Source organism: Paenibacillus sp. FSL R5-0527 (assembly GCF_038008055.1).
Taxonomy (GTDB): Bacteria; Bacillota; Bacilli; order Paenibacillales; family Paenibacillaceae; genus Fontibacillus; species Fontibacillus macerans.
The window spans coordinates 3,395,834-3,421,418 of record NZ_JBBOYI010000001.1 but is presented as its reverse complement, the minus strand read 5'-3'; the positions used below and the strand labels follow the sequence as shown (position 1 = coordinate 3,421,418).

At 50.5% G+C, this 25,585-nt stretch carries 20 protein-coding genes; 7 read left to right on the top strand and 13 right to left on the bottom strand.

Annotated elements, in window-relative coordinates; translation table 11 throughout:
- Nucleotides 1-133: 133 nt before the first annotated feature.
- The gene (locus NYE69_RS15110; protein ID WP_340926806.1) at nucleotides 134-1,339 is read left to right on the top strand and encodes an MFS transporter; all 1,206 of its coding nucleotides are present in this window, start codon (nucleotides 134-136) and stop codon (nucleotides 1,337-1,339) included.
- Nucleotides 1,332-1,964: a TetR/AcrR family transcriptional regulator gene (locus tag NYE69_RS15105; RefSeq protein ID WP_340926805.1), complete on the top strand. Its 633-nt coding sequence runs from the start codon at nucleotides 1,332-1,334 to the stop codon at nucleotides 1,962-1,964. The genes NYE69_RS15110 and NYE69_RS15105 overlap by 8 nt, the downstream gene beginning before the upstream one ends.
- 239 nt (nucleotides 1,965-2,203) lie before the next feature.
- Here NYE69_RS15105 and NYE69_RS15100 read toward each other — a convergent pair whose 3' ends face one another.
- Nucleotides 2,204-2,500: a tautomerase family protein gene (locus tag NYE69_RS15100; RefSeq protein ID WP_340926803.1), complete on the bottom strand. Its 297-nt coding sequence runs from the start codon at nucleotides 2,498-2,500 to the stop codon at nucleotides 2,204-2,206.
- A gap of 172 nt (nucleotides 2,501-2,672) precedes the next feature.
- Here NYE69_RS15100 and NYE69_RS15095 point away from each other — a divergent pair, with 172 nt between their 5' ends.
- The 3 genes from NYE69_RS15095 to NYE69_RS15085 are packed head-to-tail and all read left to right on the top strand — an operon-like array spanning nucleotide 2,673 to nucleotide 4,726.
- Nucleotides 2,673-3,311 (top strand): PadR family transcriptional regulator, encoded by a 639-nt coding sequence (locus NYE69_RS15095; protein WP_340926802.1) that lies wholly within the window; start codon nucleotides 2,673-2,675, stop codon nucleotides 3,309-3,311.
- A 58-nt stretch (nucleotides 3,312-3,369) separates the two neighbouring features.
- Entirely contained in the window at nucleotides 3,370-3,939 is a 570-nt protein-coding gene (locus tag NYE69_RS15090; RefSeq protein ID WP_340926801.1) for a GNAT family N-acetyltransferase, read from the top strand.
- 49 nt (nucleotides 3,940-3,988) lie between these two features.
- Entirely contained in the window at nucleotides 3,989-4,726 is a 738-nt protein-coding gene (locus tag NYE69_RS15085) for a cyclase family protein (protein WP_340926800.1), read from the top strand.
- Nucleotides 4,727-5,165: 439 nt separating this feature from the next.
- Here the strand turns inward: NYE69_RS15085 and NYE69_RS15080 are convergent, their stop codons facing one another.
- The 8 genes from NYE69_RS15080 to NYE69_RS15045 form a co-directional block, all read right to left on the bottom strand.
- Nucleotides 5,166-11,273 carry an S-layer homology domain-containing protein gene (locus NYE69_RS15080; RefSeq protein ID WP_340930409.1) on the bottom strand — a complete coding sequence of 2,036 codons (6,108 nt, stop codon included), beginning with the start codon at nucleotides 11,271-11,273 and terminating at the stop codon, nucleotides 5,166-5,168.
- 210 nt (nucleotides 11,274-11,483) lie between these two features.
- The gene (locus NYE69_RS15075; RefSeq protein WP_340926799.1) at nucleotides 11,484-12,014 is read right to left on the bottom strand and encodes a hypothetical protein; all 531 of its coding nucleotides are present in this window, start codon (nucleotides 12,012-12,014) and stop codon (nucleotides 11,484-11,486) included.
- A 4-nt stretch (nucleotides 12,015-12,018) separates the two neighbouring features.
- Nucleotides 12,019-12,456, bottom strand: coding sequence for an Rpn family recombination-promoting nuclease/putative transposase (locus tag NYE69_RS15070; RefSeq protein WP_340926798.1), 438 nt, complete (start codon nucleotides 12,454-12,456; stop codon nucleotides 12,019-12,021).
- A gap of 301 nt (nucleotides 12,457-12,757) precedes the next feature.
- On the bottom strand, nucleotides 12,758-13,564 hold the full coding sequence (locus NYE69_RS15065) for an HAD-IIB family hydrolase (protein WP_340926797.1): 807 nt from the start codon (nucleotides 13,562-13,564) through the stop codon (nucleotides 12,758-12,760).
- 13 nt (nucleotides 13,565-13,577) lie between these two features.
- A complete protein-coding gene (locus NYE69_RS15060) occupies nucleotides 13,578-13,754 on the bottom strand; it encodes a hypothetical protein (protein ID WP_328270820.1) in 177 nt (58 codons plus the stop codon).
- Nucleotides 13,755-14,021: 267 nt separating this feature from the next.
- Nucleotides 14,022-15,242, bottom strand: coding sequence for an MFS transporter (locus tag NYE69_RS15055; RefSeq protein ID WP_328270819.1), 1,221 nt, complete (start codon nucleotides 15,240-15,242; stop codon nucleotides 14,022-14,024).
- A gap of 186 nt (nucleotides 15,243-15,428) precedes the next feature.
- Nucleotides 15,429-16,433: an ROK family protein gene (locus NYE69_RS15050; protein ID WP_340926796.1), complete on the bottom strand. Its 1,005-nt coding sequence runs from the start codon at nucleotides 16,431-16,433 to the stop codon at nucleotides 15,429-15,431.
- A gap of 400 nt (nucleotides 16,434-16,833) precedes the next feature.
- The gene (locus NYE69_RS15045; RefSeq protein WP_328270817.1) at nucleotides 16,834-17,715 is read right to left on the bottom strand and encodes an SDR family NAD(P)-dependent oxidoreductase; all 882 of its coding nucleotides are present in this window, start codon (nucleotides 17,713-17,715) and stop codon (nucleotides 16,834-16,836) included.
- 154 nt (nucleotides 17,716-17,869) lie between these two features.
- Between NYE69_RS15045 and NYE69_RS15040 the strand changes: the two genes are divergently transcribed.
- Nucleotides 17,870-18,346, top strand: a complete 477-nt coding sequence (locus NYE69_RS15040; RefSeq protein WP_328270816.1) for a MarR family winged helix-turn-helix transcriptional regulator — start codon at nucleotides 17,870-17,872, stop codon at nucleotides 18,344-18,346.
- 70 nt (nucleotides 18,347-18,416) lie between these two features.
- Nucleotides 18,417-19,349, top strand: a complete 933-nt coding sequence (locus NYE69_RS15035) for a VOC family protein (RefSeq protein WP_328270815.1) — start codon at nucleotides 18,417-18,419, stop codon at nucleotides 19,347-19,349.
- Between the two features lie 104 nt (nucleotides 19,350-19,453).
- Here the strand turns inward: NYE69_RS15035 and NYE69_RS15030 are convergent, their stop codons facing one another.
- From NYE69_RS15030 to uidA, 4 genes are all read right to left on the bottom strand, one after another.
- Entirely contained in the window at nucleotides 19,454-20,656 is a 1,203-nt protein-coding gene (locus NYE69_RS15030) for a macrolide family glycosyltransferase (RefSeq protein ID WP_340926795.1), read from the bottom strand.
- Nucleotides 20,657-20,761: 105 nt separating this feature from the next.
- A complete protein-coding gene (locus tag NYE69_RS15025; RefSeq protein WP_328270813.1) occupies nucleotides 20,762-22,036 on the bottom strand; it encodes a hypothetical protein in 1,275 nt (424 codons plus the stop codon).
- 184 nt (nucleotides 22,037-22,220) lie between these two features.
- On the bottom strand, nucleotides 22,221-23,630 hold the full coding sequence (locus tag NYE69_RS15020) for an MFS transporter (protein ID WP_340926794.1): 1,410 nt from the start codon (nucleotides 23,628-23,630) through the stop codon (nucleotides 22,221-22,223).
- A 20-nt stretch (nucleotides 23,631-23,650) separates the two neighbouring features.
- The gene (gene uidA, locus NYE69_RS15015; RefSeq protein WP_340930407.1) at nucleotides 23,651-25,453 is read right to left on the bottom strand and encodes a beta-glucuronidase; all 1,803 of its coding nucleotides are present in this window, start codon (nucleotides 25,451-25,453) and stop codon (nucleotides 23,651-23,653) included.
- Nucleotides 25,454-25,585: the final 132 nt, after the last annotated feature.

Genomic DNA, 25,585 nt, shown 5'->3' with positions numbered 1-25,585 from the left:
TTTATCGGTTAAATTGCTCCGCTTTTTATATCATATTTGTCAGTTCATCTTCTCATTTACAACCGGCTTGTTTTTCGCTAATATGGTTTACATCTTGTAATTGGTTACACTGTGTAAATCAAGGGGTGTTATGATGAGCCGTCAACTATCCAAATCAGCTAAGTTTCCGCTTTACATTCTGATGCTGAATTTGTTTATCGCCCTGTTGGGGCAAGGTATGGTCATCCCTATCCTGCCCGACTACCTCAAACAATTTGATGCGGCGGGGACGGCGGCAGGGTACCTTGTGGCCGCTTTCGGAGCGGCACAGTTTCTTTTCTCGCCGATCGGCGGGCAGCTGTCCGATAAATGGGGCCGCAAAAAATTAATCATGCTTGGCCTTTTCCTAACCGTTCTGTCCGATCTAATGTTCGCCGCGTCGACTTCTCTGCAACTGCTGTATTTTGCCCGGTTTATCGGAGGCATTGGACTCGGCTTGATGGTTCCTTCCAACATGGCTTATGTCGCGGATATTACAACACCCGGAACGCGGGCGAAAGGGATGGGTTACTTGGGCGCCGCCATGAATCTGGGCATGGTGCTGGGCCCCGGACTAGGCGGCATCATTGCTGAATTGGGCATACGGGTTCCCTATTTTTTTGCGGCCGGGATGGGTCTTATAGCGACGCTGCTGACGATCTTCTTGCCGGAAACTTTGACGCTTGAAAAAAGGCAGTCGCTCAGCAAACAAACGAATCGCGAACCGATCACCCGGCAATTTCTGAATTCGTTCCGGACTCCCTATTTCCGCTATCTTCTGCTTATCCTGGTCATGACGTTTGGCTTGGTGAACTATGAAACGGTTTATGCCCTTTTTGTGGAACAGAAATATGGATTTAACGCCGGAAAAATCTCCATCATCATTACGGTAGGCGCCGTTGTAGGCATTATTGTGCAGGTTTGGCTGCTGGATTGGATCATCAAGCGGCTCTCAGAGATGAAGCTGATCCGGTTGTCCTTGATCATGACAGGCATAGCCCTCCTGCTGATGCTGATCAAGATCAATCTAGGATATCTTTTGGCCGTATCCGCTCTGTTTTTCGCTTTTAATGCCTTCTTAAGGCCAACGGTCAGTTCGCTGATCGCCAATGCGGCCGGGGACCGGCAAGGCTACGCTTCCGGGCTCAACACCACTTATACGAGCATAGGAAATATCCTCGGCCCGATGATCGCCGGGGGGCTGTTTGACAAACATATCGATTTACCCTATATTTTGGGGGCAATCATTCTGCTGGCTACCCTGTTTTTAACAGGGGACAGCCCAAAATCGAAGAAAGAGCGGATCGCTGTCCATGACTGAGAACTGGCACCAAACCCTGAAAAACAAAAACCGGGAAGAGCTGATCGCGGCCGGCAAGGAGCTTTTTATGAAGCAAAGCTTCCTCAATGTCAACATTAAGGACGTATGCGGCAGGGCCGGGGTCAGCCGGGTCACTTTCTATAAGCATTTCCAATCCATGGACGAGCTGATCTTTGAGGTCCAGATGGAACTGCTGGAGAGCATGACCGAATTTGTGCAAAGAACGGCGGCAGGCGCATTAAACGGCAAGGAACAGCTCCGCTCCATGCTGGACGCTTGGATTGATTTTGCCGGGCAGCATCCCGGATATATCAAGTTTATCCTGCTGTTTGACCTGCATTACGAAGCTTATGAATCAAACCAGGAGCTTAAGGAACGTTATGAACGCTTTATTGATGAGAGGAAGGAACAGCATTTTCTGGGCGAAGCTCTTGAAGCCGGAAAAAAAGACGGCTCCCTAAACCCCGACCTTGACGCTTTGGAAACCGCTCAATTCATCTTTACCTCGATGATGGGACTGCTGCAAAAATTGAGCCTGACTCCCATGAATCAATGGGGCCTCATTCCAAAACAGTTTGCGGAAATGCTGATGCAGCATGTAAGTGCCGCCCCGGCCTCCGGGTAGAGAGGCCACCCAAACCGGTGGCCCCCCTCTACAGAACCCTACTAAATCTGCCCGCTCTCCATTAAGCGTTTATCCAAGCTTCTGCCGAATTGCCTTTATTTTTTCCTCTGTAAAAACTCCCGAGTCCAACAAATCTAAAATCGACAGGACCCCTCCGCGCGAGCCCCAGCTTCCTTCTTCAATGACCTGAAAGGATACCCACCATGTTGGGGGAGGTTCCGGCACTTCAAGCGCTTTGCCTAAACAGTCAAGAATATTCTCAAGGACCTCTTTTCGAACTTCTTTAGGCCAATCGCCATCACCAATACATTAACTGTAATAATATCCCGCCCGGGCGCATCCGCCAGCAATTTACCTCCAATAGCCATATGTTCCGCGGAATACTCCGCAAAGCGGACTTGAAACCCGTCGCGTGCCGGGGGACAAAATTGACCTACTTCCGGGATAAGCACAGCATCGGTTAAGCTTTCCGCCAAAAGACGGCGTTGCTCCAATGTAATACGGCCTTCCGGATAATGGACTGCAATCATTGTCATCGTTTTGCTACACTCCTTTTTCTAATATGGGTTTGCAGGAAACCACAATACCCTGTTCCCCTACGAGCAACCAGCCCGTAAATACACATTAAATCCACCGCAACCCCTTGTCAACATTAATTATTAAAATAATATATATTATAAATATATATAGGGTGTGCCCGGAACTGAAATGCTTTATAATGAAAACAATCTGATTTTTCAAAAGTACAGGGGAAATAAGCTAGGAGGTAATGAAATGGCGCCGTCGTCCGGAAAAATGAACACCATGTTCGCCGTTCTAGGTATACTTACGTTAGGCCCGCACACGGGTTACGATATTAAGCAGCATATGGAGAAGAGCACCCGTTATTTTTGGAATGAAAATTATGGGCAGATTTATCCCGTGCTTGCCGAACTCCTGGAACGCCAGGATGTCACCGTGCATGTGAAACGTCAAAAAGGAAAGCCGGATAAAAAAGTGTACAGCATTACGGAGCAAGGGAAACAGACGTTAAGCGATTGGCTGTCCGAGCCTATGGAACATATGGTGATGCTCAAAAAAAACGAGCTGCTGCTAAGGGTGTTCTTTGGCAGCAATGCCCGGCCTGAAATAATCATTCAACATATAAAGGACCACAAAAAAAAGTTGGAAGAAGCGCTGCAGATGTTTCTGGGGCTTGAAGAGTGGCTTAAAAAACAAGAGTCGGACGACCCCAATATCAAGTATTGGCTGATTACAAATAATTATGGAAAAGCTCAGTTCAGCAGCCTGATGCGCTGGTGTGACGAGAGTATTAGAGAATTGGAAAACTATATCGCCAAAACGTGATATCCAAGTTAAAATAAGGTAATTCGAAAAACAGGCTTAAAACCAGGGAGGTATGAAAATGGTGCAGGATCATTTAATCCGTATCGAAGGAAAGGCCGTTGAACTGCGTTATGCGCGCGTCACGGATCTGGACGCCTATTTCGCCTTTTTGCAGGATGTGGAGATGCTCCGTCTGACGGGGAGCCAGGGGGATTTTACCCGGGAAAGTACGGAAGTTTGGCTGCAAAAGATCAGCCAGGCGAATGAGGACCGGATCGACTTGATCATCGTAAGGAAGGATTCGGGCGAATTGATTGGCGAAGTGGTCTTAAACGAGATCGATCCCGTAAACCGGAGCGCAAACATCCGGATCGGGATCAAAGGAACCGAACATCGCGGCAAGGGGTACGGAACGGAAGCGCTGATGCATATGCTGCGTTACGGCTTCGAGGTCTTGCGGCTGCACCGGATTCATTTGGGGGTTTACTCGTTTAATCCGCGCGCAATTCATGTGTATGAGAAAATCGGCTTCCACCGGGAAGGAGTGCTGCGCGACGAGCTCTTTATGGACGGCGGATTCCATGATTTGATCCTGATGTCGATGCTGGAGGACGAATTTCGCGCTCTGCATTCCCAAGAAAGTACATAACGGCGCCTAACAGGTGTAACTAAAGCAAAAAAAGGATGAGGTGACGGATATGGGCAACGAATTAATTCGAGCATTTCAATTGTTGAAAGAAAAAGAATGGGTGGACTTGACGCATACGTTTGGTCCGGACTCCCCTCATTTTGCGGCTTTTCCCGACGCCGAATTTACGACTTTGTTCGATCATGATGACGGTTTTTTGGCGCAAAGCTTTACGTTCGCAGGGCAATACGGAACCCACCTGGATGCCCCGATTCACTTTGTCCGGAACAAGCGCTTTCTGGACGAGCTGGAGTTGAAGGAGCTGGCGCTCCCGCTCATTGTGATCGATAAATCCAAGGAAGCTGCGGAAAACCATGACTATACCCTCAGCGTAGAAGATATTTTGCAATTTGAAGCCGAACACGGCGAGGTCGCGGAGGGCTGCTTTGTCGCTCTGCGCACCGATTGGAGCAAGCGCTGGCCGGATAAAGAGGCGTTCAGCAACAAGGATGCCGACGGCAACAGCCACACCCCCGGCTGGTCGCTGGCGGCGCTGAAATTTCTGTTTCAAGAACGGAACATCAAAGCGATCGGCCATGAAACGTTTGACACGGACGCAAGCAGCGATTATCAAAAAAACGGCGCCCTTCTCGCCGAGTATTACGTGCTTGAGCAAGACACTTATCAGGTTGAACTGATGCGCAATTTGGATAAAGTGCCCGCCACGGGCGCCGTTATCTTTAACATCGTACCGAAGCCGCACAAAGCATCGGGATTTCCGGTGCGATCATTTGCCATTTTACCGTAACCCCCCCAAAATGGAACGCGCCGTTGCCAAAGCGGCGTGTTTTTTACTACAGCCCGTCAGCCTCCAGATTTCTCTTCTCGCTCCATCCGAGCGTACCTGCTTCGTACTCCAGCTTTCTTGGTCTATTGTTGAAAGGAATAGTTGCAAAATGTACAGTTGCTTATCCGTAAAATGCTGCCACAGCACTTGATCAAGTGTAAAACCTGCAATTACTCCGCTATATTTCGATAAAGAAGCAAAGAGACGAGGAAGTAGTTGTATGATTTGCAATTAATGGTCAAGGTTAAGATTTTATTCGTAGTCCATCTGTACAGTATCGGCGGTTAAGCCGAATTTCGTCCTGCGAACGTTGAGTTCCGGTATCTTAAAAAAGGCGATCGGGCCGATATATCCGGCACCAATCGCCTCTCGCTTTGATCCATCCGGTATTTGCGATGCCCTAAGGCTCCAGCTTTAACATTTCGCTCATCATTTTAGCCATCTCGGCCCGGGTGACGGAGCCCTTCGGTTCGAAACGGCCGCTGCCTTTTCCGTTCAGCACGCCAGCGGCCTGCATTTGACTTACGGCATCCCGTGCCCATGCGGAGATGGAAGCAGCGTCGGCAAAATCCTTGCCTTGGCCGGACGGCGTCAGGGAAGCGTTCATGGCAAGGGCCATCTTACTTAAGATGACCGCCGCTTCCTCCCGGGTGATGCCGTCCGCCGGACGGAAGCGTCCGCCGCTGCCCTGAACCAGGCCAAGCGCCGCGGCTTGCTCCACCGCTTCCGCATAATACGCCCCGGGCGGCAGGTCGGTAAACCGAACCGCGGCAGTGTCAGAACGGGCCCCAAGCACCCGCATCATCACGACCGCAAAATCGGCCCGCGTCACCGGAGCGGAGGGGGCAAAACGCTCGGCATTCACGCCTTGAATCAGATGTTTGGCCGCCAGCTGCCGCACGACATCCTCCGACCAGTGGCCGCGCAGATCGGCAAAATCCTTCCGCAGCTCAACGATTTCATAGATTCCGGCATGATCGGCCTGGAAAGTAACCGACCGGCCGTCAAACGATCCGCCGATATAACGCAGTCCGCCGTTCACCCGTTCGTAAACTCCGGCATAAGCGGAATTCAGCAGCTTCGCTTGCTCCTCCGTAAGCGTCAACCGAATTTCCGCGGCAGCTTCCAGGTTCCCGTAATCCGCCGATTCGCTCCCCTTGACTAAAGACAACCCTAACTCATAAGCGATGCCCGTGGAGGTCATCCCTTTTTCCAGACCGCTATTTCCGGCAGCCCGGTAGCCCAGTTTAACGCTGAGTTTGTCGGCATCCCCGACGCGATTCCGAAGCGAATCCTGCGTAAAAGCAACTTGACTGCCCGGTGCGCTCAAAGACAAAGATACTTTGCGCTCCTTCGCCAGTTGGGCAAAGGCGGCCGCATCCAGGTCAACGATAACGGGACCCTTTATCTCGTCACCCTCGGGCTTCACCTGAACTTCAATCTTACCGTTCGCAGCTGCGGACGACGCTTTCCGAAGCTGATCGGCGGAAACCTCATATCGGCCGTTTCCGGCCGGAGCCGCCGCGATCAGGCCGCTGGTTACGCCGTCATTTGCAGGCGGCTCGGCCGCAGGCGGGCTGGCCGGCGCGGTGGTGACAGGTTTCGAAACGGACGAATTGGAACCGCCGCCGCTATTGCCGCCTCCCGGCTTGCCGCCGCCGGAGCCGGAGCCGGTATAAAAGCCCCAGATGTCCGACAGCGTTAGACCGCTGTTGGCATCCTCCGCCTTGGCGTACCATTGATAGTAGGCGTTGCTGTCCAGCCCGGTCCATTTCACCGCGGCGTTCTCCCCGCTTTTCACGCCCGCTTGCTTGCCGATCAGTTGATCGGTATACACTTTCACCCCGATATAATCGGTGGCTACCCTTTTGGTTACAGCCTGAAGGTCCAGGTCCAGCGAAAATTCGTCTTTGCCCGGATATTCCGCAGGGTCGTAGAAATTATAGTCATCCAAGTAAGGCGAATAAGTCTTGATATGCAGCTTGTTGTTCGCCATATCAAACTGCATCAGCCGGATGTAACCCAGGCCGCCCTCCGGAGCTCCCTGGTAATCGGCCAGCATTTGATACACGTTGCGGTCCGGGATGCCGTCCCCGTTGTCGTCAAGCGCATCCACCTTGAGCTCGGCATCATGATAGTGGCCGGACAAGGCCGCGATGACGTTTTTGTTCGGTTTGATCACTTTTTCAAAAATTTGATCTGCGATCGGTGCGCGATTGTTTGAGACGAGCAAATATTCATGCAGACACAGAATCGCCTTGCGTTCCGGATACATGGACACGACTTGATTCATCCATTCGATCTCTTTTTCGCCCAGTCCCCAGCCCATATACACGATAATGAAATCATTGCCGTTTGCGGAGACAAGGTCGTAATGCCCGCGGTTGTTCTCGTAGGAGCCCGCAAACACCGGACTGTTCCGGAAGCGCCAATCCCCGAAATATTTGGTGAATTGGGAGTAGTCGTTGTTTTGATGGCCCACATCATGGTTCCCAGCCAGCACCCCGTACGGAATATCGGCGTCCTCCAGCACCTTCATGTCCTTGTCGGCTTCGATCCACTGGTATTCCTGGTCGGCCTTATCGACAACGTCGCCGGTATGAATGACGTATTTCAGCTTCAATTTATCCTTATTTTCGGCGATCCACTGCACGTTCTTCTGATAGATATAAGGATAATCCTGCGAGTAATACTGGGTATCCGACATCCAGAGGAACGAGAAATCGTACGGATCTTCGGACACCGGACCGCTTTTGGCCGCCAAAGCCCCAGCCTCGCCGGCGATCTCATCCTGCACCATCACCGAGATAACGCCACCCGCCGCATAATCACCTGCGGTTACGGTCGACTTCAGGGTAAAATCCTCCGCGCCGGCGATCACTTGATCCAAGGTGACCCACTTCGATTCCGCCGCGTACCAAGCATACAGGCTGACTTTGCGTCCAGGCAGGGATTTGCCCTTCCATTCCACATCCACCCGGTCGCTTGGCTTCACGGAAGGATCGAGTTTGATTTCATAACGCTGGTAAGGGAAGCGCTCGTCCGCGTCCGTGGTCAGGTACTCACCGTCGACCGCCCCGATTTTGGCGTAATCCTCGTCGGTCAGACTCTTTTCCCCGGCAGGAGCCAGCTCGCCGGGCGGTTCCTTATCCGCCGCGTTCTGGAATCCTTCAAAGCGGTCCTTACGCGCCCCGTCATACAGATACCCGCGGTAAAAGGAAACGTTCATGTCGTCGCCGCCAGGATCCTTGACGTTTACCTTAAGTTCCGCCGGGCTGCCTACCCCGGTTTGGCCATTGGCCGGCGCAATCAGCTGCGGCGCCTCCGGATTTTCGGCCGGCACTTCAAAGCGAATCGTCTTCTCCGCCGCGTTTCCGGCCCTATCTGCTGCTTTAACGTACAGTTCGTGGCTGCCCGGCGCAAGCTTGGAAGAGCTGGTCTCCAGCGGCAATTGTACGGCTTTTCCGTCAAGCGCGGTTTCGAGCTTTTCCACCCCGGCAAGGACATCGCTGGCTTCGGCCCGGATCGTAAATTTACCGCGGTACACTTTGCCGTCTTCGACGCTCGCAGTAATGGCTGGAGGCGTGTTATCGACCGTCACTTTGGCGCTGGCCGCAAGCTCGCCGCTGACCGCTTTGACGATAGCCTTGACGATATGCTCCCCGTCCGATTCGCGGGTGGTATCCCACGTAAGCGCCTTGGACGCAAACAGACTCTCCGGAAGCTCGAAGCGGAATCCGATCGCTTCATGCTTGCCCGCCGAATCGCCCATCTTGATCTCTTTGTCCCGTTCGGCATAAGCCGGGTCGGTAATTTCCGTACCGTCGGCCAGCACCAGCCGTACATTTTTGATCTCGAAATCGTCCTTGTTCTCTTCCACCCGATCATCAAACGGACCGGATTTGGAACCGGCGCGGATATAGATGACGTTGCCATCGCCCGGCTGCAAACGGCCGGCTTCGATCGGGAAGCTCAGCGTCTGGTACGAAGTAATCGGATCAAGGAACGTATACAGGATCGTTTCGTCCTTAAGCTCCTCGGGCCCCATGGTAATGGCATTTTTGAAATAGTAGTCGACGTTTTTGACATCGAACACAAAGTAAGCGTCGTGCTCCAGAGCAGCGCTCGTGCCTTCCGTAACGGGGTTTCCGTCGATCTCAAAGGTCACGCTGTCAGGTCCGCCGGTTTTGGCCGTGCCTTTGACCGTCTTCGTTCCGCTGAGCAGGTCGCCGTCCTTCAGATTGAGGCGCAGCTCGGACTGATCCGGTCCGCCCGTAATCTCGACCTTGTATTCCGGGGACGTCACTTCATTGAAACCGTCGGATACCACATAGTAGTATTGGATGAACTTGCGTCCGATGAGATCGGCCGCATATACCTTGTGATGGTAATGCAAATCGCCGTAATCCTCGGTCAGCAGATACGGAACGTATTCGCTCTGCTTGTCCGATTTAACGTACAGGGTCACGGACGCAACCTCTTTGTCATCCTGCGCCCAGCCTTTAATTTCGAAGCCCTGGCTTTGATCCGTTGTCGTAATGCCCGTACGGTCTTCTATGGTAGGCGGCACCGTGTCATCGGCAATCGAGACCGGAGTATCCGGCACTTGAGCGGAATCCACGGCGGCCGGCGTAGGAAACTGCAATCCCCCGCTCACTTTAATCATTTGGTTGCTGCCGTTAACCGGATATTTATACTGGAGGCCGGTGTTCTCCTTCGTTTCCGTTTTGCCGTCTTCATAAACGGTGTCGGCATCATAATAAGCCGCCGAAACTTCCTTGCCGGCATTCGTTTTAATCACAAACCCGCGTCGGCCCGAGTTGGAAATGCCGCCGGCCGGGACTTTGAACAAGTCCACGTTCTCCTCGAGGCTTGTCCCGTAAAATTTATTGAAATCGGCAGCGGTCAACGCCGTGATGCTGTCGCTTATGATCCAGAACACAACCGCCTGCCCGGATGGAATCACGAAGTCCTGCTTGTCCGGAGACCATAATACGTCCCCCGACGGACCTTTATCCGTATAACGGTAGTACAGCTTGTAGTTCCGGAAATTCACGTCCCGGTCCGAATTGTTGTAGATTTCCACCAGTTCGTACCCGTCCGCTCCGTTAACGTTGGTGGTGTTGGCGACGATTTCCGTGATGAGCAGCGGCGGCGTCTTTTGCGGATCGAAGGCCGGCAGGTTCCCGACTTGAACCGTAAACGGGTTTGTTGATACCGGTTCGCGCCCGCCGGACGCTTCTATCCGATATTCCAAGGAAGGTTCGGTGAGCTGGTCCGCCGGGACGGAAGCGGTATAAACGCCGTCCAGCGCTTTCATCGGAACAACCGTGTACCTCGATTGGGAAGCCGTTTTATATAAAAGATTCAGGCTAACGCCCGCTGTATCCGGCCCAGCCGGTTCCAGCGACGCTTCTACGTTCATGCCGGCCGCGGCGTCGGCGCTTGCCACCGGCGTATGCTTAATCGAAAAAGCAGCCCCCGCCGGAGCTTCCGTCTGCTCCTGCGTTACGGTTCCCGGCGTTGCGGGAAGCGTTCCCGGACCGTCCATCATGATCATTGCAACGTTTCCGTCCGCCGGACGCTGATAGAAAATGCCCATGTTCATCTGGGTCTGCGCATCGTTCTCATAAGCGGCCGATACCAGCGTCGCGCCCGCAGCGTCCTTGATTTCAAGCTGGCGCGGGCCGGCATTGGACATACCGCCGCCGCCGCTGACCCGGAACAAATCCGTTCCTTCGGTCAGCCCCGTTCCATAATTCCGGTTAAAATCGCCGGCCGTAAGCTGATTGTTTTTGCCGTTCATGACCCACAAAACGATAGCTTTGCCGGCCGGGATGACGGCGTTTGCGCTTTCCGCCAGCGGCCACTCCGTACTCGTGTTATAAACGAGCTTGAAGTCGGCAAAATCCAAATCGCGCCCGCTGTTGTTGTACACTTCCACAAACTCGTAGGCGTCCGCTCCGTTTACGTTATCGCTGTCCGGCACCAGTTCGGTAATCAGCAAATCCAGCGGCTTTGCTTCGATGCCGGGCTGCCCGCCCCTTACAAGCTCCACAGTGAAGTCGTCGCTTCGTGCCGAAGTTCCTTCTTCATCGCGGGCTTCAATATAATAGGTCAGGCTGCTTCCGGTCAGCCGGCTGCCTTTCAGGGCAGCGGAATATTCATCTCCGCTGCCGCCGACCATGGACATCTCTTCCAAGTCCTGACCGTCCACCCGGTAATATACGGAAGCGGTCACCGTTGTTTGCGCGCCGGTGATGAGAGCCGATACCGTTAAATCCTGCCCGGCCTCGTGCGTGGCGGACGCCGGCGTATGTACAATCCTCAGCGTTTGCTCCTGCCCTTCCGCCGCGCTCCCCGTACCTCCGTCGGCCTGAGCCGGCTCGGCCGCGATCAAAGCTTGAAATCCGCTTTGACCGCCGGATTCCGCATAACCTGCAGGAGCCGCCGTTCCCAGCAGCAAACCGGCAACGGCCGCGATCGAACTCCATTTTTTCAAGTTCACCCAGTTCAACTTTCCTTACACCCTTTCTTATGCTGACTGATTTTGACACTCTGAAAAATATACAATGGTTATGTAAAACGTGGATTAGACAAATGTAAATTTTGTTGAAAGACTTCGCATAAGCGATAATGCAAAAAAGCCCGTAAACTTGCGGTATAAGCAAATTTACGGGCTACCTTATGTTAAGTATGATGGGGCGAGGTATTTAGTTCATTTTATAAAACTTGTTTTCTTCAGCTTCACCACTTGCTCTTCAGTTAGCCCCGTAACTTTGGCTACCAGCGATATCTCCATCCCCTCACGGAGCATATTGAGGGCAGTTTTCTCGATTCCCTTTTCCACGCCCACTGCTATGCCTTGTTCAATCCCTTGTTCTATCCCTTTCTCTATACCTTCCTCCATACCTTCTTTCAAACCTTCCTCGTATCCCAAACGACTCCACGCGGGCATCAGTTTCATAATGGATTCACCTTCCTCCGGGTATTGTTCCTTCAACTCTTCCAGCAACCGCTTATCTTCCTCGGGTTCGGTATTGAAATACAGATCCGCCACCGACATGATCAGGGCCATTCGCGCATCATCCAGCTTTCCTTGCAGCCGTAAAATCATCCGTAAATACGCCAGGCGTATCTCTCGCTCTTCTCCCTTAGTATAGCCCATTTTCGCCAGCAGCGCAGCAGCCACCGGATTAGCGGAATCGATAAATTGCCGCCAATGTTGCTTCCTTAGCTCCACCTTCATGAATTCAAACCGCAAAATCGGTTGCCGCCTTGGCCTCGTCCGCCGTAAAGACGGCAATGGGAATAATGAGTTTATACTCCTTCCGATGCCGCTCAAACAAACGGCTGAAATAGATGAACATTCGCTCATGGAAGTCGTTCTCCCGGTAGGATTGCGGCTCGATGTGGATCAGTATGTAGGTATCCAGCTCCAAGTATCTCGTTTCCAGCAGCAGATCCAGCGTCCGCTTTTCCCCGCCAACGATATCCACAAGCAGCTCCTGCATCAAAAAACGGGTATGGCGATGATCGAGCAGCTTGTCCAGCTCAGGAAAGAACAGTTCGATAAACTCCGCAAAAAAGGTTTGCAATAGCTTCTTGAACGCTTCATCATGCGGAGTGAATGGCCTGTCTTCCGGCCATCTTGCTTTCTCTTCTTTTACCGCTAATTCAAAAGCACCCATGTGTAATCCTTCCTTTCCCAGTATTGCGGCAATTTCGCAACAAAAAAAGCACACCGCCATAGCGTCCTAAAGACGCCAGCAAGTGTGCTTCACCTTTTCGTTCCATAGTTATAAGTAAACTATACCACCGATCAGGATGGGAAAGCAATGTTGTTTTCACTAAGCAATTCTGCGCCAAAAACGGAACGGAAAAATCCTCTTTAATAGCCGTTGTATCCAAGAATACTTCGGATCATTTCATCCATTTTTGCCTTTTCGTCCGGGCCTATTAAATTATACGCATGAACCTTAACCTTGTTCTCTATCCTTTCGTTAGATCCATCAGTTTCTGTATCGTCAATAACACGCCATTCTCTTCATTGGACTTTGTGATAAAACTGGCCGCTTTTTTGGTATTCTCGCAAGCATTGCCGACCGCAAAGCTGTACTTCGCAATGCGCATCAGTTCCACGTCATTTTCACCGTCCCCAAAGGACACCGTTTCCTCGAACGTCACTCCGAGCATATTCTGAAGTTTTTTGACCGTTTCCCCCTTATGGGTGTGGAGCGCGGTAATGTCCAGCCATTTGGGTTCAGAATCAACGATGTAGATTTGTCCCAGCAGCGTATTTTCCACATGTTTTCTCAACGCAGCGCTGCGGCCTTCGGGATCGTAAACCGTAATTTTAATAAAATGGCCGTCAATTTGCTTAAACGAGTCAATTTTGACCACTTTTTCATATGATCCTTTAACCACGCTGAACAATTCGTCTTTTATCGTGGACTCAACATAAGCCGCTTCGCCGGTACAGGCAATAATCGTCATTTTCGGATCAAAATTTTGAATCTCTTCAATGGATTTCTGGGCCAGATCATAATCAATCGTAAACGCCTTGACAACCTCCCCATCCCTTTTGATTCTTGTCGCGCTATCTCCCAGGATCCAGATGCCTTTGCCATGCTCTCCAAACAGCATCTCTACTCTCTCGCATTGCTTCCCGGTGCAGGCAGCGAAAGCCATACCTTTTTTCTGCATTTCGGCATATACCCGGTTAAACAAATCGATATCAAACGATCCCTCATTATTTAAAAAAGTACCGTCCAGATCGGTCACGACGAGTTTAATCATGTCAGTCCTCCTTCTAGTGCACGTTCTTATCTTCATCCTCATGCCCATTACCATTAATATTGCGAATAAATTTCTCATGTAAACGTCGGGCGTACATATGTGTCCGGGGAGATTCAGCCACACCTCTAACCGCAAAATATACGCCAATCAGTATGCACATACCTAAAACGGCTTGAACGATGATTGACATGGCGCACTCTACTCCTTTTTATAAAAATTATTAATACACTTCCTTTATAATGCTGTTTTATAAAGTGTCCGCACCAATCACGTGATAACTTGGCTGGTACAATAAGATAGTAAACGTTGGAACGCGTTACATGTCAAGGTTTAATTCTATTCAAATAAATCCTCAATGGAACGAACCGGTTTCACCTCCACGGGCTGTTTCGACATCGCTAGACACACGTAGGTTCCAGCCCATATGACGGCACATAAGATAATGTATGAAAGCATCTTAATTCCTCGCTTTCTCTTGTTTGCTTAAAATGCGGTTTATTTTCTCCGCACTCAACATCATGAAGATAAGAAAAGCAAGCACAACAAACGGGAACAAAGTTATGTCCGTCTGTGTGGCGATAATTCCAAAAAGCGGCGGAAGAAATGTGGTTCCCGTATATGCGGCCGCCATCTGATACCCCATCAGCCTCGCTGAATTTTCCCTCCCAAACCGGGCCGGCGTTTCATGAAGAAGCCCAGGATAGACGGGGGCAAGCCCGAGTCCAATCAGAATGAATCCAATCAAGGAAAGCGGAACGGACAGCGGAAGCAAAAGGATGATCCCGCCGGCAATGGCGACAATCTGACCGCACCGGATTAACACACGATTATGGACTTTCATCGTAATAAAACCGGTAACCAGCCTTCCGATCGTAATTCCCCCGTAGTATAAAGAGATCCAGCCGGCAGCCGTCTCCGCAGCAATATTTCCCGCACCGACCAGGTAGGTGGCTCCCCATAGCCCTACCGTGGTTTCAACCCCGCAATAGAACAAAAAGGCGATAAGGGAATATTTGACGCCTTTGATGCGGAGGACATTGGCTTTGGAACTTCCGTTCGGCTGTTCCATCACGGATTCAACTTGGGTCTGTTGTACTTCGTTTTGCGAACGTTCAAGCTCGCGGCGGGCGGCGACGCGTTTCCATAGGGGGAGCGTAACAAACAAGATAATGACGAGTGCGAACTGTACCATCGATATTGCCGCATACCCCCCTCTCCAGGAGTTATGGCCGGCAATATAGGAGGACATAATAATCGGTCCCATGGTTGCCCCCACACCCCAGAAACAGTGCAACCAGTTCATATGATAGGCGTTGTAATTTTCAGCCACATAGTGATTCAGGGCCGCATCAACGGCACCCGCGCCAAGGCCAAGAGGAATGGCCAGAAGAACAAGCCAGATCATCGAGGGGGCCATAGAGAATCCAAGCAGTGCACCGGCAGTCAGACAGCAGCTAATCAGGGTAACCTTGCCCGTCCCCAAGCGCTGAATTAGGCTCCCGCTAGCCAGACTGGATACGATGGTCCCTCCCGCCACAACCATGGACAAGATCCCGGCAGAGCCAAATGAAGCACCGATGTCGGGCCATATCACGGGCCAGGCCGATCCCAGCAAAGAATCGGGAAGCCCGAGGCTAATAAACGCCAGATATATAATAATTAAGAACCAAGTTGCCATAGCAGTTCCCCTTTCATAGTGAAGGTATATGATCCCAGTTTCATCTGCTTCCTAATGAAAGCACCATACTTAAACCACTTTATAAAGTTCATTTATTTAATATGCATCAGCAGCTTTCTTTTGTCAATACATGGAGTTGAATCGGCAAAAAAGAAAACCCCATGATTGCGATCAAGGGGTTCCAAGTTAATTAAAATGGCTTAAGGCCGGCTCCAATTCTTTGAGCGTCAGCCAGCGCATGCCCGCCTCAAAATCTTGTTGAAAGGTCTCCTGCAGAATCACTTCAGGATATGACGGCATAGGCTTCCTATTCCGATAAGCTTCCCATGCGGGGTTCCAGATATCCGCTCCCACCATATCCTGATATATCACGATTTTGTCCGGAGCCAGGACGGCGTTGACGCTTTGAATGATCTGACACACCGAGCCCACAAACGTTTCCTTGTCCATCTCATGGTACCAATCCAAATCCATAGGGAGAAACTTGATCTCTCCGGCCATACCGTTTTTCCCTTTGAATACTTTTCCATCCAGATAAATGCCCATGCCTGGCGGGTACCTCATGGGGAAATAAATACCCAGCACACATTGCGTATCATCCAAATCCAGCTTCGCACAATACCCGCTGATCGCGGCGTTAACATCATTCTCCACCATAACCGGCAATCCGAATTGCGTTTCAATGTCTTCAATCATGCGAACACCCATCAGCGCCTGACGACCGCTCACCGCAATCTCGCCATTGACGGCCTGTCCGGGAATGCCGATGCCAATCACTTTAATGGAAGGATATAACGCGAGAAAATGTTCAATCATGTCATAGAACTGTTGCCGGTCAAAAACAGGCATTACATATTCTTCTTTTTGCAAAATATGATCTTCCAGATTCACGACCGCCGCGGAAATAAGCTCCTGCCCTTGAGTCTCCTTCATGTAAACGACGAGCGCGAGACTAAAATCGTAATTGTATCGATAGGTTAGCGCCGGTCTTCCCCCGTTGGAGGGAACGGTTTCGTCCTCAAAGATCTCTCCAAGGTCATGCAGTTCCTTCACGAGGGAATTCACCGTAACAACGCTCAGCTTGGTCAACGCGGCCAGCTGTGGTTTGGTTGCCGTTTCCACCCGTTTCATCGCCTGGCGCACATTGTTTAAATTGATTTCTTTTATTAAATTAGCGTCTGCTTTTTTCATCAGCATCCCTCTTTAATGAGCTGTTTCCAATCCACAACCTGTTCGCACATATAGATAATTTTACACGGATATCCCCCGGTTTGCATCTTTAACTATTGTTGGACTTTGACGATTGGAAAAGTCCATGCCTCGCCCCTGCCGCCACCCGTTCATCTCAAGATTCTCCCCCCCTCATTGGAAAAATCCAATAGATTGGAGGAAATCAGGTGGAATTTGGGGTTCTCATTGGAAATATCCAATAGATGCCGGTCAGATCTCCCGTTTTCCGTCCCGCTAAGCCTGATCTATTGGAAATATCCAATCAAGCGCTGGATTTGCTAATGATTTTCTTACCCCATTGGATAATTCCGTTCAAAATATTGTATCAGGCTGCATCAACCCTGCCGCCGACCTATGTCAATCATTTTTCACACAACAACCCCCTCCGTCTTAACAATTCCTCGGTGGCACTCCACAACCGGCTTTGCATTTCGGGATCCCCGCCGGGATGTACCGGAACAATAGACTGTCCACTGCCCACGTTAAAATATCCCCCAGTTACTCCCTGATACTGCGATGCAGCAACTAATTGAAGGATGATGCCCGCCCCTCTTTGCGGATTTCCAATCCTTAAAAATCGTAATACGGATGCAAGTGCCGAAGAGAACCCTAACTCACGTCCAAGGCCTGTCACATTAAACCCGGGATTAAGAGCATTCACGGTAACTCCGGTACCCTCCAGCCGCCTTGCCAGTTCACCCGTAAACATAATATTGAAGAGCTTTGTTTTTCCATAAATACGGGAAGAGCCCGCCCTTGAAAATTTCGAAGTATCCGTTAAATCCTCAGGCAGTTTAAGTTCGCCATGGTTGCGAGATGCCTCTGAAGCAACATTTACAATTCTGGCCTGCTGCGAAGCCACTAACGATGGAAGTAAGATGTCCGTCAACAGCCAAGGGGCAAGATAGTTCACCGCGATCATTTCCGGAAGTCCCTCTGCGGTTATTCGCTGTTCGAAGCCATGCAAGCCTGCATTGTTTATCAATGCATCCAGCTTCGGATAAGCAGCTTTAATTTCGTTTCCAACCCGTTGGACATCTTCCATGAGAGAAAGATCGCCGTAGAAAAAGTCCACTTTAACATTAGGCGCCGCATGTTCCAATTTATTTCTCGTGATCTCAGCCCGTTTCTCACTTCTGGCGGTTAATACTAGATGCGCCCCCTGTTTAGCCGATTCCATTGCCGCCAGCTCTCCAATGCCGCTTGTCGCTCCGGTCATTACAATAATCGGCGTTGTCCGCATATATAATCCTCCTAATTCCTATGTTTATTTGTGTTCAAACCTTTTCTTTTCAGCTTGATGTATGACGGTGTTCCCAATATAATTGACATATATCAATTATATGAATTTACTTGATATATATCAATTAATTAAATTTGAATAGGAGATTCAACCGATGAAGGATAGAAATTCGAACGCTGACAGGATGCAGCTGGAGTTCAATCTTGGCGAGCAGCTCAATGCCCTTCTCAGTGCGTCGCACGCCATTAATGTGAAAACAGCGGAGATTTTCGATTCAGCCTTACAGCCTGCTGCCTTTGTGCTGGTTCGCTGGCTGCTGTCGTATGGACCGGCAAGCGCAACCCAGTTAGCGGAATCCACAGCGATGGATCGAAGCTCTGTGAGCCGCCTTGTCGCTCACTTGAAAAAATCGGGGTATGTGAAAAGTGAAAAGGACCCTAACGACCGCCGCGGAGTCCTGCTGTCTCTGACAGAAGCGGGGCGTGATAAAGCCGTCCTGGCTTTAAAAGAAAAAGAAGTGGAGTTTTATAAACGGATTGAGAATTGGGATAATGATAAGCTTGAATCGTTTGTTCATATGTTGAAAAGCTTTAACGGACTCGAGAATCACCAACAAGGCAGCAATCGATAAGAAACGTAAATTCAATTTTTCGGGTACAATAAAAACGATTGTCCACCTTATGATTTAGGAGGAAAATGTGATGAGTGATGCCAAGAACAGTTCGCCGACCAATCCCATCATCCCGCATTTGTGGTTCGACAAAGAGGCCAAGGAAGCCGCAGAGTTCTATTGTACCGTCTTCCCGGATTCTAAAGTCACGAGCGCAGTGACCTTGCGCGATACGCCCTCGGGCGATTCCGATCTCGTTACGTTTACCGTCTGGGGACATCCGTTTATGGCGATCTCTGCGGGGCCGTACTTTAAGATCAACCCTTCCATTTCGTTTATCGTAAATTTCGACCCGTCCCGGGAGGAGAACGCAAGGGAGATGCTCGACGAGGCGTGGAGCAAGCTGTCTAAAGACGGCACCGCGCTTATGCCGCTGGATAAGTACCCGTTCAGCAAACGGTACGGCTGGATTCAGGACAAGTATGGCGTTTCGTGGCAGCTGATGCTGACGAATCCGCACGGGGAGCCGCGGCCGACGATCATCCCCTCCATGATGTTCGTGGGCGAAAATTACGGCAAAGCGGAAGAAGCGCGCGAGTTCTATCTTTCGGTCTTCCGCAATGCCAAATCGGGCAACCTGTTTCGGTATGGCCCCGGCCATGAGCCGGACCGGGAGGACGCGGTGATGTTCACCGATTTTATGCTGGAGAACACCTGGTTTACGGCCATGGACAGCGCACATGAACACCATTTCAACTTCAACGAGGCGGTTTCCCTGTTGGTCACTTGTGAGACGCAGGAGGATATTGACTATTACTGGGAAAAACTTTCCGCCGTCCCCGAGGCCGAGCAATGCGGCTGGCTCAAAGACAAATACGGCGTCTCGTGGCAAATCTCTCCCGCCGCGATGGACGAAATGATGACCAAGGGTACGCCGGAGCAAATTGACCGCGTCACGCAAGCATTCTTGAAGATGAAAAAGTTCGACCTTGCGGAACTGCAAAAAGCATTTCAAGGGGAATGACGAGGGCGAATCGCCGCGCTTGAATGAGCTTGTAAAAAACGGGAGGATGACACGGCCCGCCGGCCGGCATCCTCCCGTTTTGTAATTCCTTTTTGCAGTTCAAATTATTCAGATATGCCCAAACTTCGTTTATACGCAAAAATCTCTTCGACGGCTTGCCGATAGCCGCCCGCCGCCCGGAACGAATCGCCGAGTTCAACGCATGCCTTGCGGATCGACGGATCGCCCAGCACCCGCTCCGCCGCCTCTCTGAGTTCTCCCGCAGTTAAGTCTGCTTGATTTAACTGTACGCCTGCGCCAAGTTCAGCCACACGCCGGGCTATTACAGGCTGGTCGGCGCTTTGGGGCAGCACGATCAGCGGCACGCCATAATACAGACCTTCACTGGTGCTGTTCATCCCGCCGTGGGTGATGAACAATTTGGCGTGCTGCAGCACTTCTAGCTGCGGTACGTAACCCGCCACGATAAAATTCGCCGGAATGTCTCCCAATTCCTCCATCCGGGTTCGGCTGCCGACGGATAAAATCACGGTGTACTTTGTTTCGGCAAATGCCGCAAAACAAAGCTTGTAAAAATCCGCCGCCTGGTTAAACACGGTGCCGAGCGATATGTAAATCAGGTGTTCCGTGTCCACATGCGAGAAATCAAATGAATCGTTGGAGCGCGGCACGACAGACGGCCCGACAAACTTGTACGTCTCATCGAAACTTGCTCCATCGGGTTGGAAGTGTCTCGAAGTGTAAACGATGGTCATGGGCGCTGGATTGCAAAAAACTTCGTAAGCGGAGCCCGCTTGCACATGGTATTTCGCTTGCACCTCGCTGACCAGCTGCTGGAATTCCTGCTTGGCCCGTTCATTCACGTCTGCCGGAAAATGGCGCGACAAGCTCTCCTGCAGACGGTCAAAGCCGGTTTGCTCCATGGCAAAACTCGAGCATGAGTTGATCGCCGGCAAGCCGAGGATTTGCGCAAGCAACCGCCCGCAGCCGAACATCGAGTCATGGATGATGTAATCAAAGCGCTCTCCCTTGGTTTGCTCCAGGACGCTGGGAATGACGATATCGGCGGTGCGCAATAGTCCGCCTACCCGCGCCCAAGGCGTTCTTCCGCCCGCAAGGAACGCCTCCAGAAATTTCCCGACGTCGAAGGTGATCGCTTTTGCGCCCGTCCGCTCCACGTGATCGCGAAATTGCTCGGCAACGAAATACACCACCTCTTCGCCGCGATGGACAAGTTCCTGCACCACACCGAGAGTTGGATTGATATGTCCCTCGGAGCCTCCATTGATAAATAAAACGCGTGCCATAACCATCACCCTTTCATGACAAAATACACCGCTCCGAGCTCCTGCCATTTTACGGTCTTCGCTTAAGTTTTCCGAATTTGCCTACATCCATCCATATCGTTTCTTCTATTCGTATTCTCCGCCGGTCGGCTTCAATTCGTCAAGAGGAACAAGCGACGCGGCGGCGAACAGCAATTGCTCCTTGCTGACCGACTTGGCCGTACTGATGGAAATATGCGTCGATCCGCGTGTGATATACCAAGTCCCGCTTGCTTCGCTGTCCGGAAGTCCGATCCATTCCGCCGTAAAATCGGGAAAATACCACTTCTCTCCGGACACCCCGTTTCCTTCCTCCTGCTGCCGCAAATCCATGCTCGACTGCCGGACGGCAAAATGCGGGTAGGTCAGCTTCAATACCCCGGCTTTCTCTTGCTCCGCTGTCATTCCGTAGTCCGTAGCAACGCCTTTTCGCGGTACGTAAGGATCAAAGACGCGGGCGGCTTTGGCTTGTTCCCGGATGTGTTGTACTTCTTCGCTTGTATATGGGATGGTAACGAAACGGTCAGAGTAGTATTCATCGCTTGCGTACTGACTGAATTCTTGCAGTCCGCCCTTTTTCAGCCAATACAGCTTGACGAGGGACTGATCCTTCCCGAACGCGGCCAAAACCGCCCCCTCCTCGGTGATGGAAACAGCTTCCGCCTGCAATGCTTCGTTAAGGTTGCTCCGCTCGATATGCCCGTCTTGCCACCGGTAAATCGACGTATGCGGGACCGTCCCCGAGCTCACGATCACCTCAGGCAAGCCGTCGTGGTCCACATCCGTTTCCGAGGCATAACCTTCATCGATCACCATAAGCTGCACCGGCTCCCCGTCTTGCAACTCAATGTAACGGGCCATGGAAGCGGCCGCGCCGACGGCGCCCTGGATTTTGACGACTTTTTTACCGAATAACATAATGCTCTCGACAGTCACAGCGTCGTCCTGATCGTAATGATATCCGGCTACCTTTCCCAAATCGTACACGAGATGATCTCGGACTAAGGCTGCATAGAGAAAATCGGTATCGTTCTTGCGGGTATAAATGGCGATCTTGTTTTCCCGGGAACCGTCACTCCCGCTCAAAGCTGTTTCTTTCACGATGCGATCCGCCTGCTGCAACCCTTCTTCCAGCACTTGGACTTTCCCGAAGCCTTCATATTTTTGCCACAATAGCGGCAGCACCCCGCCTTCAGCGGCGTCTGCGAAGGTTGCCGAAGCACCTGCCTTATTAGATATTTGCGGCGATGCCGGGCTGCCCTTTGCCCCGGATGCTTGCCCGGGAGCCACAACGTTCCCGTAAGCTGCGCTCAACAACAAGCAGGCGGCACCGGCGCTAATGACCAAAATTTTAAAATTCATAAAAGATCACTCCAAACGACTATGATACTCTTATAGACGCACGAACATGGAAAAAGTTGATATTACTCCTTGATTTGCTGTTACTCTTATTATACACATCAAGAAAAAAGAGGTAAAAACCAGGAAGCGATCCGATATCACGCGAATGATAAAGGATCGCTTCTTCATTGGGCTGTTTGTTGAATTAACCGTTCCTTTTTTTCTTCAAATCCTCCGCAAGCTGCAGAGTCCGATTTTTGCTCAACGGGTACAGCAGAACGATAACTAAAAATACAAGCAGAATAATGATCGCCGGCCCGAGTGTACCCAGCATATAAATACCATCCAGTGTTCTTTGTTCCTGAACTTCAAGCTTAACATTGTAGCCAATGAGTCCGATGGCAAATCCGCCAAAACCGCCGGCGACCGCTTGACCCACCTTTCGAGAAAATGAATAGACCGAATAGATGGTACCGTCCTCTCTCAGCCCCGTTAAGTGTTCATGATAATCAATGATGTCCGTGACAAAGGCCCAGATCATTAAGTTAAAGAAAGCATATCCGAACATGCCGACAGCTGAAATGGCCACAAATTGATTGGCTGTAAGACCCGGTAAGAAGTACAGCATTCCATATACTATGAAGGTCAGAAGAAAAGCCGCAGAGGTAACCTCTTTCTTACCAAACCTGGCAACCAGCGGTTTGGCCAGGGGCATGGCGATGAGAACGGTTACTACCTGCATTACACCTACCAGACTCAATGCTGAAGCGCTGCCAAAATAATCTTTAAACAAATATACGTTGACCGTTGAAATCAAGATCAAAAACACCATAAAAATCAACGAAGCAGACAAAATTGAAATCAACGGCTTGTTTTTAAGTAATCCCTTTAATGTTGCGGACATAGAGGATTTAGCTTTGTTATCTGTGTTGTAGGAAGTAATACGTTCTGTTGACAATCGGAAGCATCCGATATAAGAAGCCAAAGATAAAATGCCAAACAGAATAGCAGCAAGCAATATGCGATTTGCATCTATCTTATTGTCTACAAAGAGAATTAAAGGCGCTATCGCATTGACAAACAATTGAGCGATAGTGGCACCTAACGTACGGAATGTCGATAAGGTAGTGCGTTCAACAGGATTACTTGTGATGACGGATGCCATTGATCCGTAGGGAATGTTGACCGTGCTGTACAAAGTACCCCACAAAATATAAGTGACATAAGCATAAGCAAGATAAAAGCCCTCCGACAGTCCGGGAATGTGGACAAACATCAAGATCCCCGTAATGACTAGCGGAAATGACATTCTGAAAATCCAGGGCCGGAACTTCCCGTGTTTGCCGGGTTTTCTTGTGTCGATAAATCTGCCCCATGAAATGTCCGCGAGCGCATCCCACAGCCTTGCGATCATGAAGAGAAGCCCTACAACAACTGGGCTGATTCCCATAATGTCCGTATAGTACACCATCAAGTACGCTCCTACGAGCATAAAGAAAAAGTCATTGCCTAAATCCCCCAACATATAGCCGAACTTATCTCTAAAACCAAACTTCCTGGTCTGTGTGCCCGTTTGCTCAACTTGCAAAGTTTCGAGACTGTTTTCCGGATTCATGTTTCCTCCACCCCCGCTGATTATTCGCTCTGTTTATAATGGAAATCAGGAATTTGCGTCCACCGTTTCCTTAATTCATGGGCTGCGGCTTTAGGCTTGCGATCCCTGGTGAAGATCCCTTTTTTATTGCCCTGTACACGGATGATTCCCTGACTTGTGGCAAAATCCGCAAAATTCCAGACCTGCTCACCCACGAAATGGTCAAATTCATCAAAGATTTCGTGGTTTGCCTTGTAAAACTCCACTTGGTATTCTTCCGTAAACATAATGGGTTCCACATCATGAAGGCCGGCGATCGTATCGGTCCCATATTCGGTCATCATAATCGGCTTCTCCGGGCAGCGCTGCAGCCAATCGTTAAGTTCTTTGCGTAACTTGGCTTTCGCAGACTTTAAATCTCCCCCATCAACATACCAGCCGTAATAACGATTGAATGCCAGCACATCCACCAGCTCCGCAATTTTATCCGCCTTTGGCGAAGCCTCGATATGAGTGACTAAGGTTACCGGGCGTTTTTGCGGATCGGCTTCCCTCATCAGTTCAATAAGCGGTTTGAAGTATTCATAGGCACCTTCTTCGTAAGAAGCCGGCTCATTGGCTACATTCCACATCACTACGCAAGGATGATTTTTGTCGCGTCTGACTAAATCGTTGATCACCTGCTGATGATGCTCAAAGGTCTGTACCTCTTTCCACGTATTTTTCTTCTCGCCGCCGGTTAACATCACCAGAAAATTCAGATCCAGACCTACAGCAGGAGTTTCATCAATGACCACAAATCCTTCCCGGTCGGCGAGACGCATGATTTCTTCCGCATAGGGATAATGAGCGGTGCGGAAAGAGTTGGCCCCCATCCATTTCATCAAGTTAAAATCCATGATATTAGCGGCTTCATCCATCCCTCTTCCGTGAATGGGCGTGTCCTCATGTTTGCCAAACCCTTTAAAATAAAACGGTTTATGGTTGATCAGAAACTGTCCGTTCCTAACTTCCACAGTTCTCACGCCAAAGGGCTGCTCGTATACATCGATCAAGCTGTTATCCCGGATTAGCTCTATTTTTAAGGTATATAAATAAGCGTTCAAAGGCTGCCATAGCCGTACATCGGAAATGGTGACAGCACTTTCGGCACCGTCTGCCGCGGCTACCGCTCGCCCGTCTTCATCAAGCACGGTTACGTGAACGTCGGCGGAGCCCGAAATATCTACAGAATAATTCACCACACCGGAATTTCCGGCAATGTCCGTAACCACCGTGACATCTTGAATGAACGTTTGAGGAGTTGTGTAAATCTTCACGGGGCGCTGAATGCCGGCATAATTAAAAAAGTCAAAATTGGGCCGGTTTTTAAGTTCTTTGCCGCCTCCCGGAATTTCAACCTCCGTATAAAGCCCTACAGGCAGCGTCGAAAAATCAACAACATTGTTAACGGCCACAGTCAAACGATTTGCCCCCGCATGGACAAAATCATGAATTACCGCTTCGAAAGGAAGGAATCCCCCTTTATGCTCCACAACAAATTCCCCGTTGACATAAACCTTGGCCGTATGTGTGGCTGACCCAAACCTTAACACCAAACGCTCGTCCATCATCACACCGGGCAATGTAAATTCTTTCTCGTACCTAACCCAACCTACATGATCACGAATATCGGCGGTTACCCCGATATCATTGAAAGAGGCTGGGACGGCCATGGGAATCGTGTCTTGCAATCTGGATTTATACCACTGCTCATCAAAGCCGGCACCATGATCGAGCTTGAAGTTCCACACTCCATTAAGCTCAAGCAAACTGCGGGTTTCGGTCATTATGGGATACAACATCAACAACACTCCTTGTTTCATGCTCTGCTATGTACCCTCATAATAATGAAATCCTGTTTGTCCAACTACCGTTTCCCCGACTTCCTCTTTGCACTTTGCCGACTATTTTGCGCCAACAAAAAACCGGTCAAC

What these genes read in the sequence shown, in the direction of transcription:
- NYE69_RS15110 (WP_340926806.1), top strand. Translation starts at nt 134, where the DNA reads ATGAGCCGTCAACTATCCAAATCAGCTAAGTTTCCGCTTTACATTCTG.
- NYE69_RS15105 (WP_340926805.1), top strand. Translation starts at nt 1,332, where the DNA reads ATGACTGAGAACTGGCACCAAACCCTGAAAAACAAAAACCGGGAAGAG.
- NYE69_RS15100 (WP_340926803.1), bottom strand. Translation starts at nt 2,500, where the DNA reads ATGACAATGATTGCAGTCCATTATCCGGAAGGCCGTATTACATTGGAG.
- NYE69_RS15095 (WP_340926802.1), top strand. Translation starts at nt 2,673, where the DNA reads ATGCTTTATAATGAAAACAATCTGATTTTTCAAAAGTACAGGGGAAAT.
- NYE69_RS15090 (WP_340926801.1), top strand. Translation starts at nt 3,370, where the DNA reads ATGGTGCAGGATCATTTAATCCGTATCGAAGGAAAGGCCGTTGAACTG.
- NYE69_RS15085 (WP_340926800.1), top strand. Translation starts at nt 3,989, where the DNA reads ATGGGCAACGAATTAATTCGAGCATTTCAATTGTTGAAAGAAAAAGAA.
- NYE69_RS15075 (WP_340926799.1), bottom strand. Translation starts at nt 12,014, where the DNA reads ATGAAGGTGGAGCTAAGGAAGCAACATTGGCGGCAATTTATCGATTCC.
- NYE69_RS15070 (WP_340926798.1), bottom strand. Translation starts at nt 12,456, where the DNA reads ATGGGTGCTTTTGAATTAGCGGTAAAAGAAGAGAAAGCAAGATGGCCG.
- NYE69_RS15065 (WP_340926797.1), bottom strand. Translation starts at nt 13,564, where the DNA reads ATGATTAAACTCGTCGTGACCGATCTGGACGGTACTTTTTTAAATAAT.
- NYE69_RS15060 (WP_328270820.1), bottom strand. Translation starts at nt 13,754, where the DNA reads ATGTCAATCATCGTTCAAGCCGTTTTAGGTATGTGCATACTGATTGGC.
- NYE69_RS15055 (WP_328270819.1), bottom strand. Translation starts at nt 15,242, where the DNA reads ATGGCAACTTGGTTCTTAATTATTATATATCTGGCGTTTATTAGCCTC.
- NYE69_RS15050 (WP_340926796.1), bottom strand. Translation starts at nt 16,433, where the DNA reads ATGAAAAAAGCAGACGCTAATTTAATAAAAGAAATCAATTTAAACAAT.
- NYE69_RS15045 (WP_328270817.1), bottom strand. Translation starts at nt 17,715, where the DNA reads ATGCGGACAACGCCGATTATTGTAATGACCGGAGCGACAAGCGGCATT.
- NYE69_RS15040 (WP_328270816.1), top strand. Translation starts at nt 17,870, where the DNA reads ATGAAGGATAGAAATTCGAACGCTGACAGGATGCAGCTGGAGTTCAAT.
- NYE69_RS15035 (WP_328270815.1), top strand. Translation starts at nt 18,417, where the DNA reads ATGAGTGATGCCAAGAACAGTTCGCCGACCAATCCCATCATCCCGCAT.
- NYE69_RS15030 (WP_340926795.1), bottom strand. Translation starts at nt 20,656, where the DNA reads ATGGCACGCGTTTTATTTATCAATGGAGGCTCCGAGGGACATATCAAT.
- NYE69_RS15025 (WP_328270813.1), bottom strand. Translation starts at nt 22,036, where the DNA reads ATGAATTTTAAAATTTTGGTCATTAGCGCCGGTGCCGCCTGCTTGTTG.
- NYE69_RS15020 (WP_340926794.1), bottom strand. Translation starts at nt 23,630, where the DNA reads ATGAATCCGGAAAACAGTCTCGAAACTTTGCAAGTTGAGCAAACGGGC.
- uidA (WP_340930407.1), bottom strand. Translation starts at nt 25,453, where the DNA reads ATGTTGTATCCCATAATGACCGAAACCCGCAGTTTGCTTGAGCTTAAT.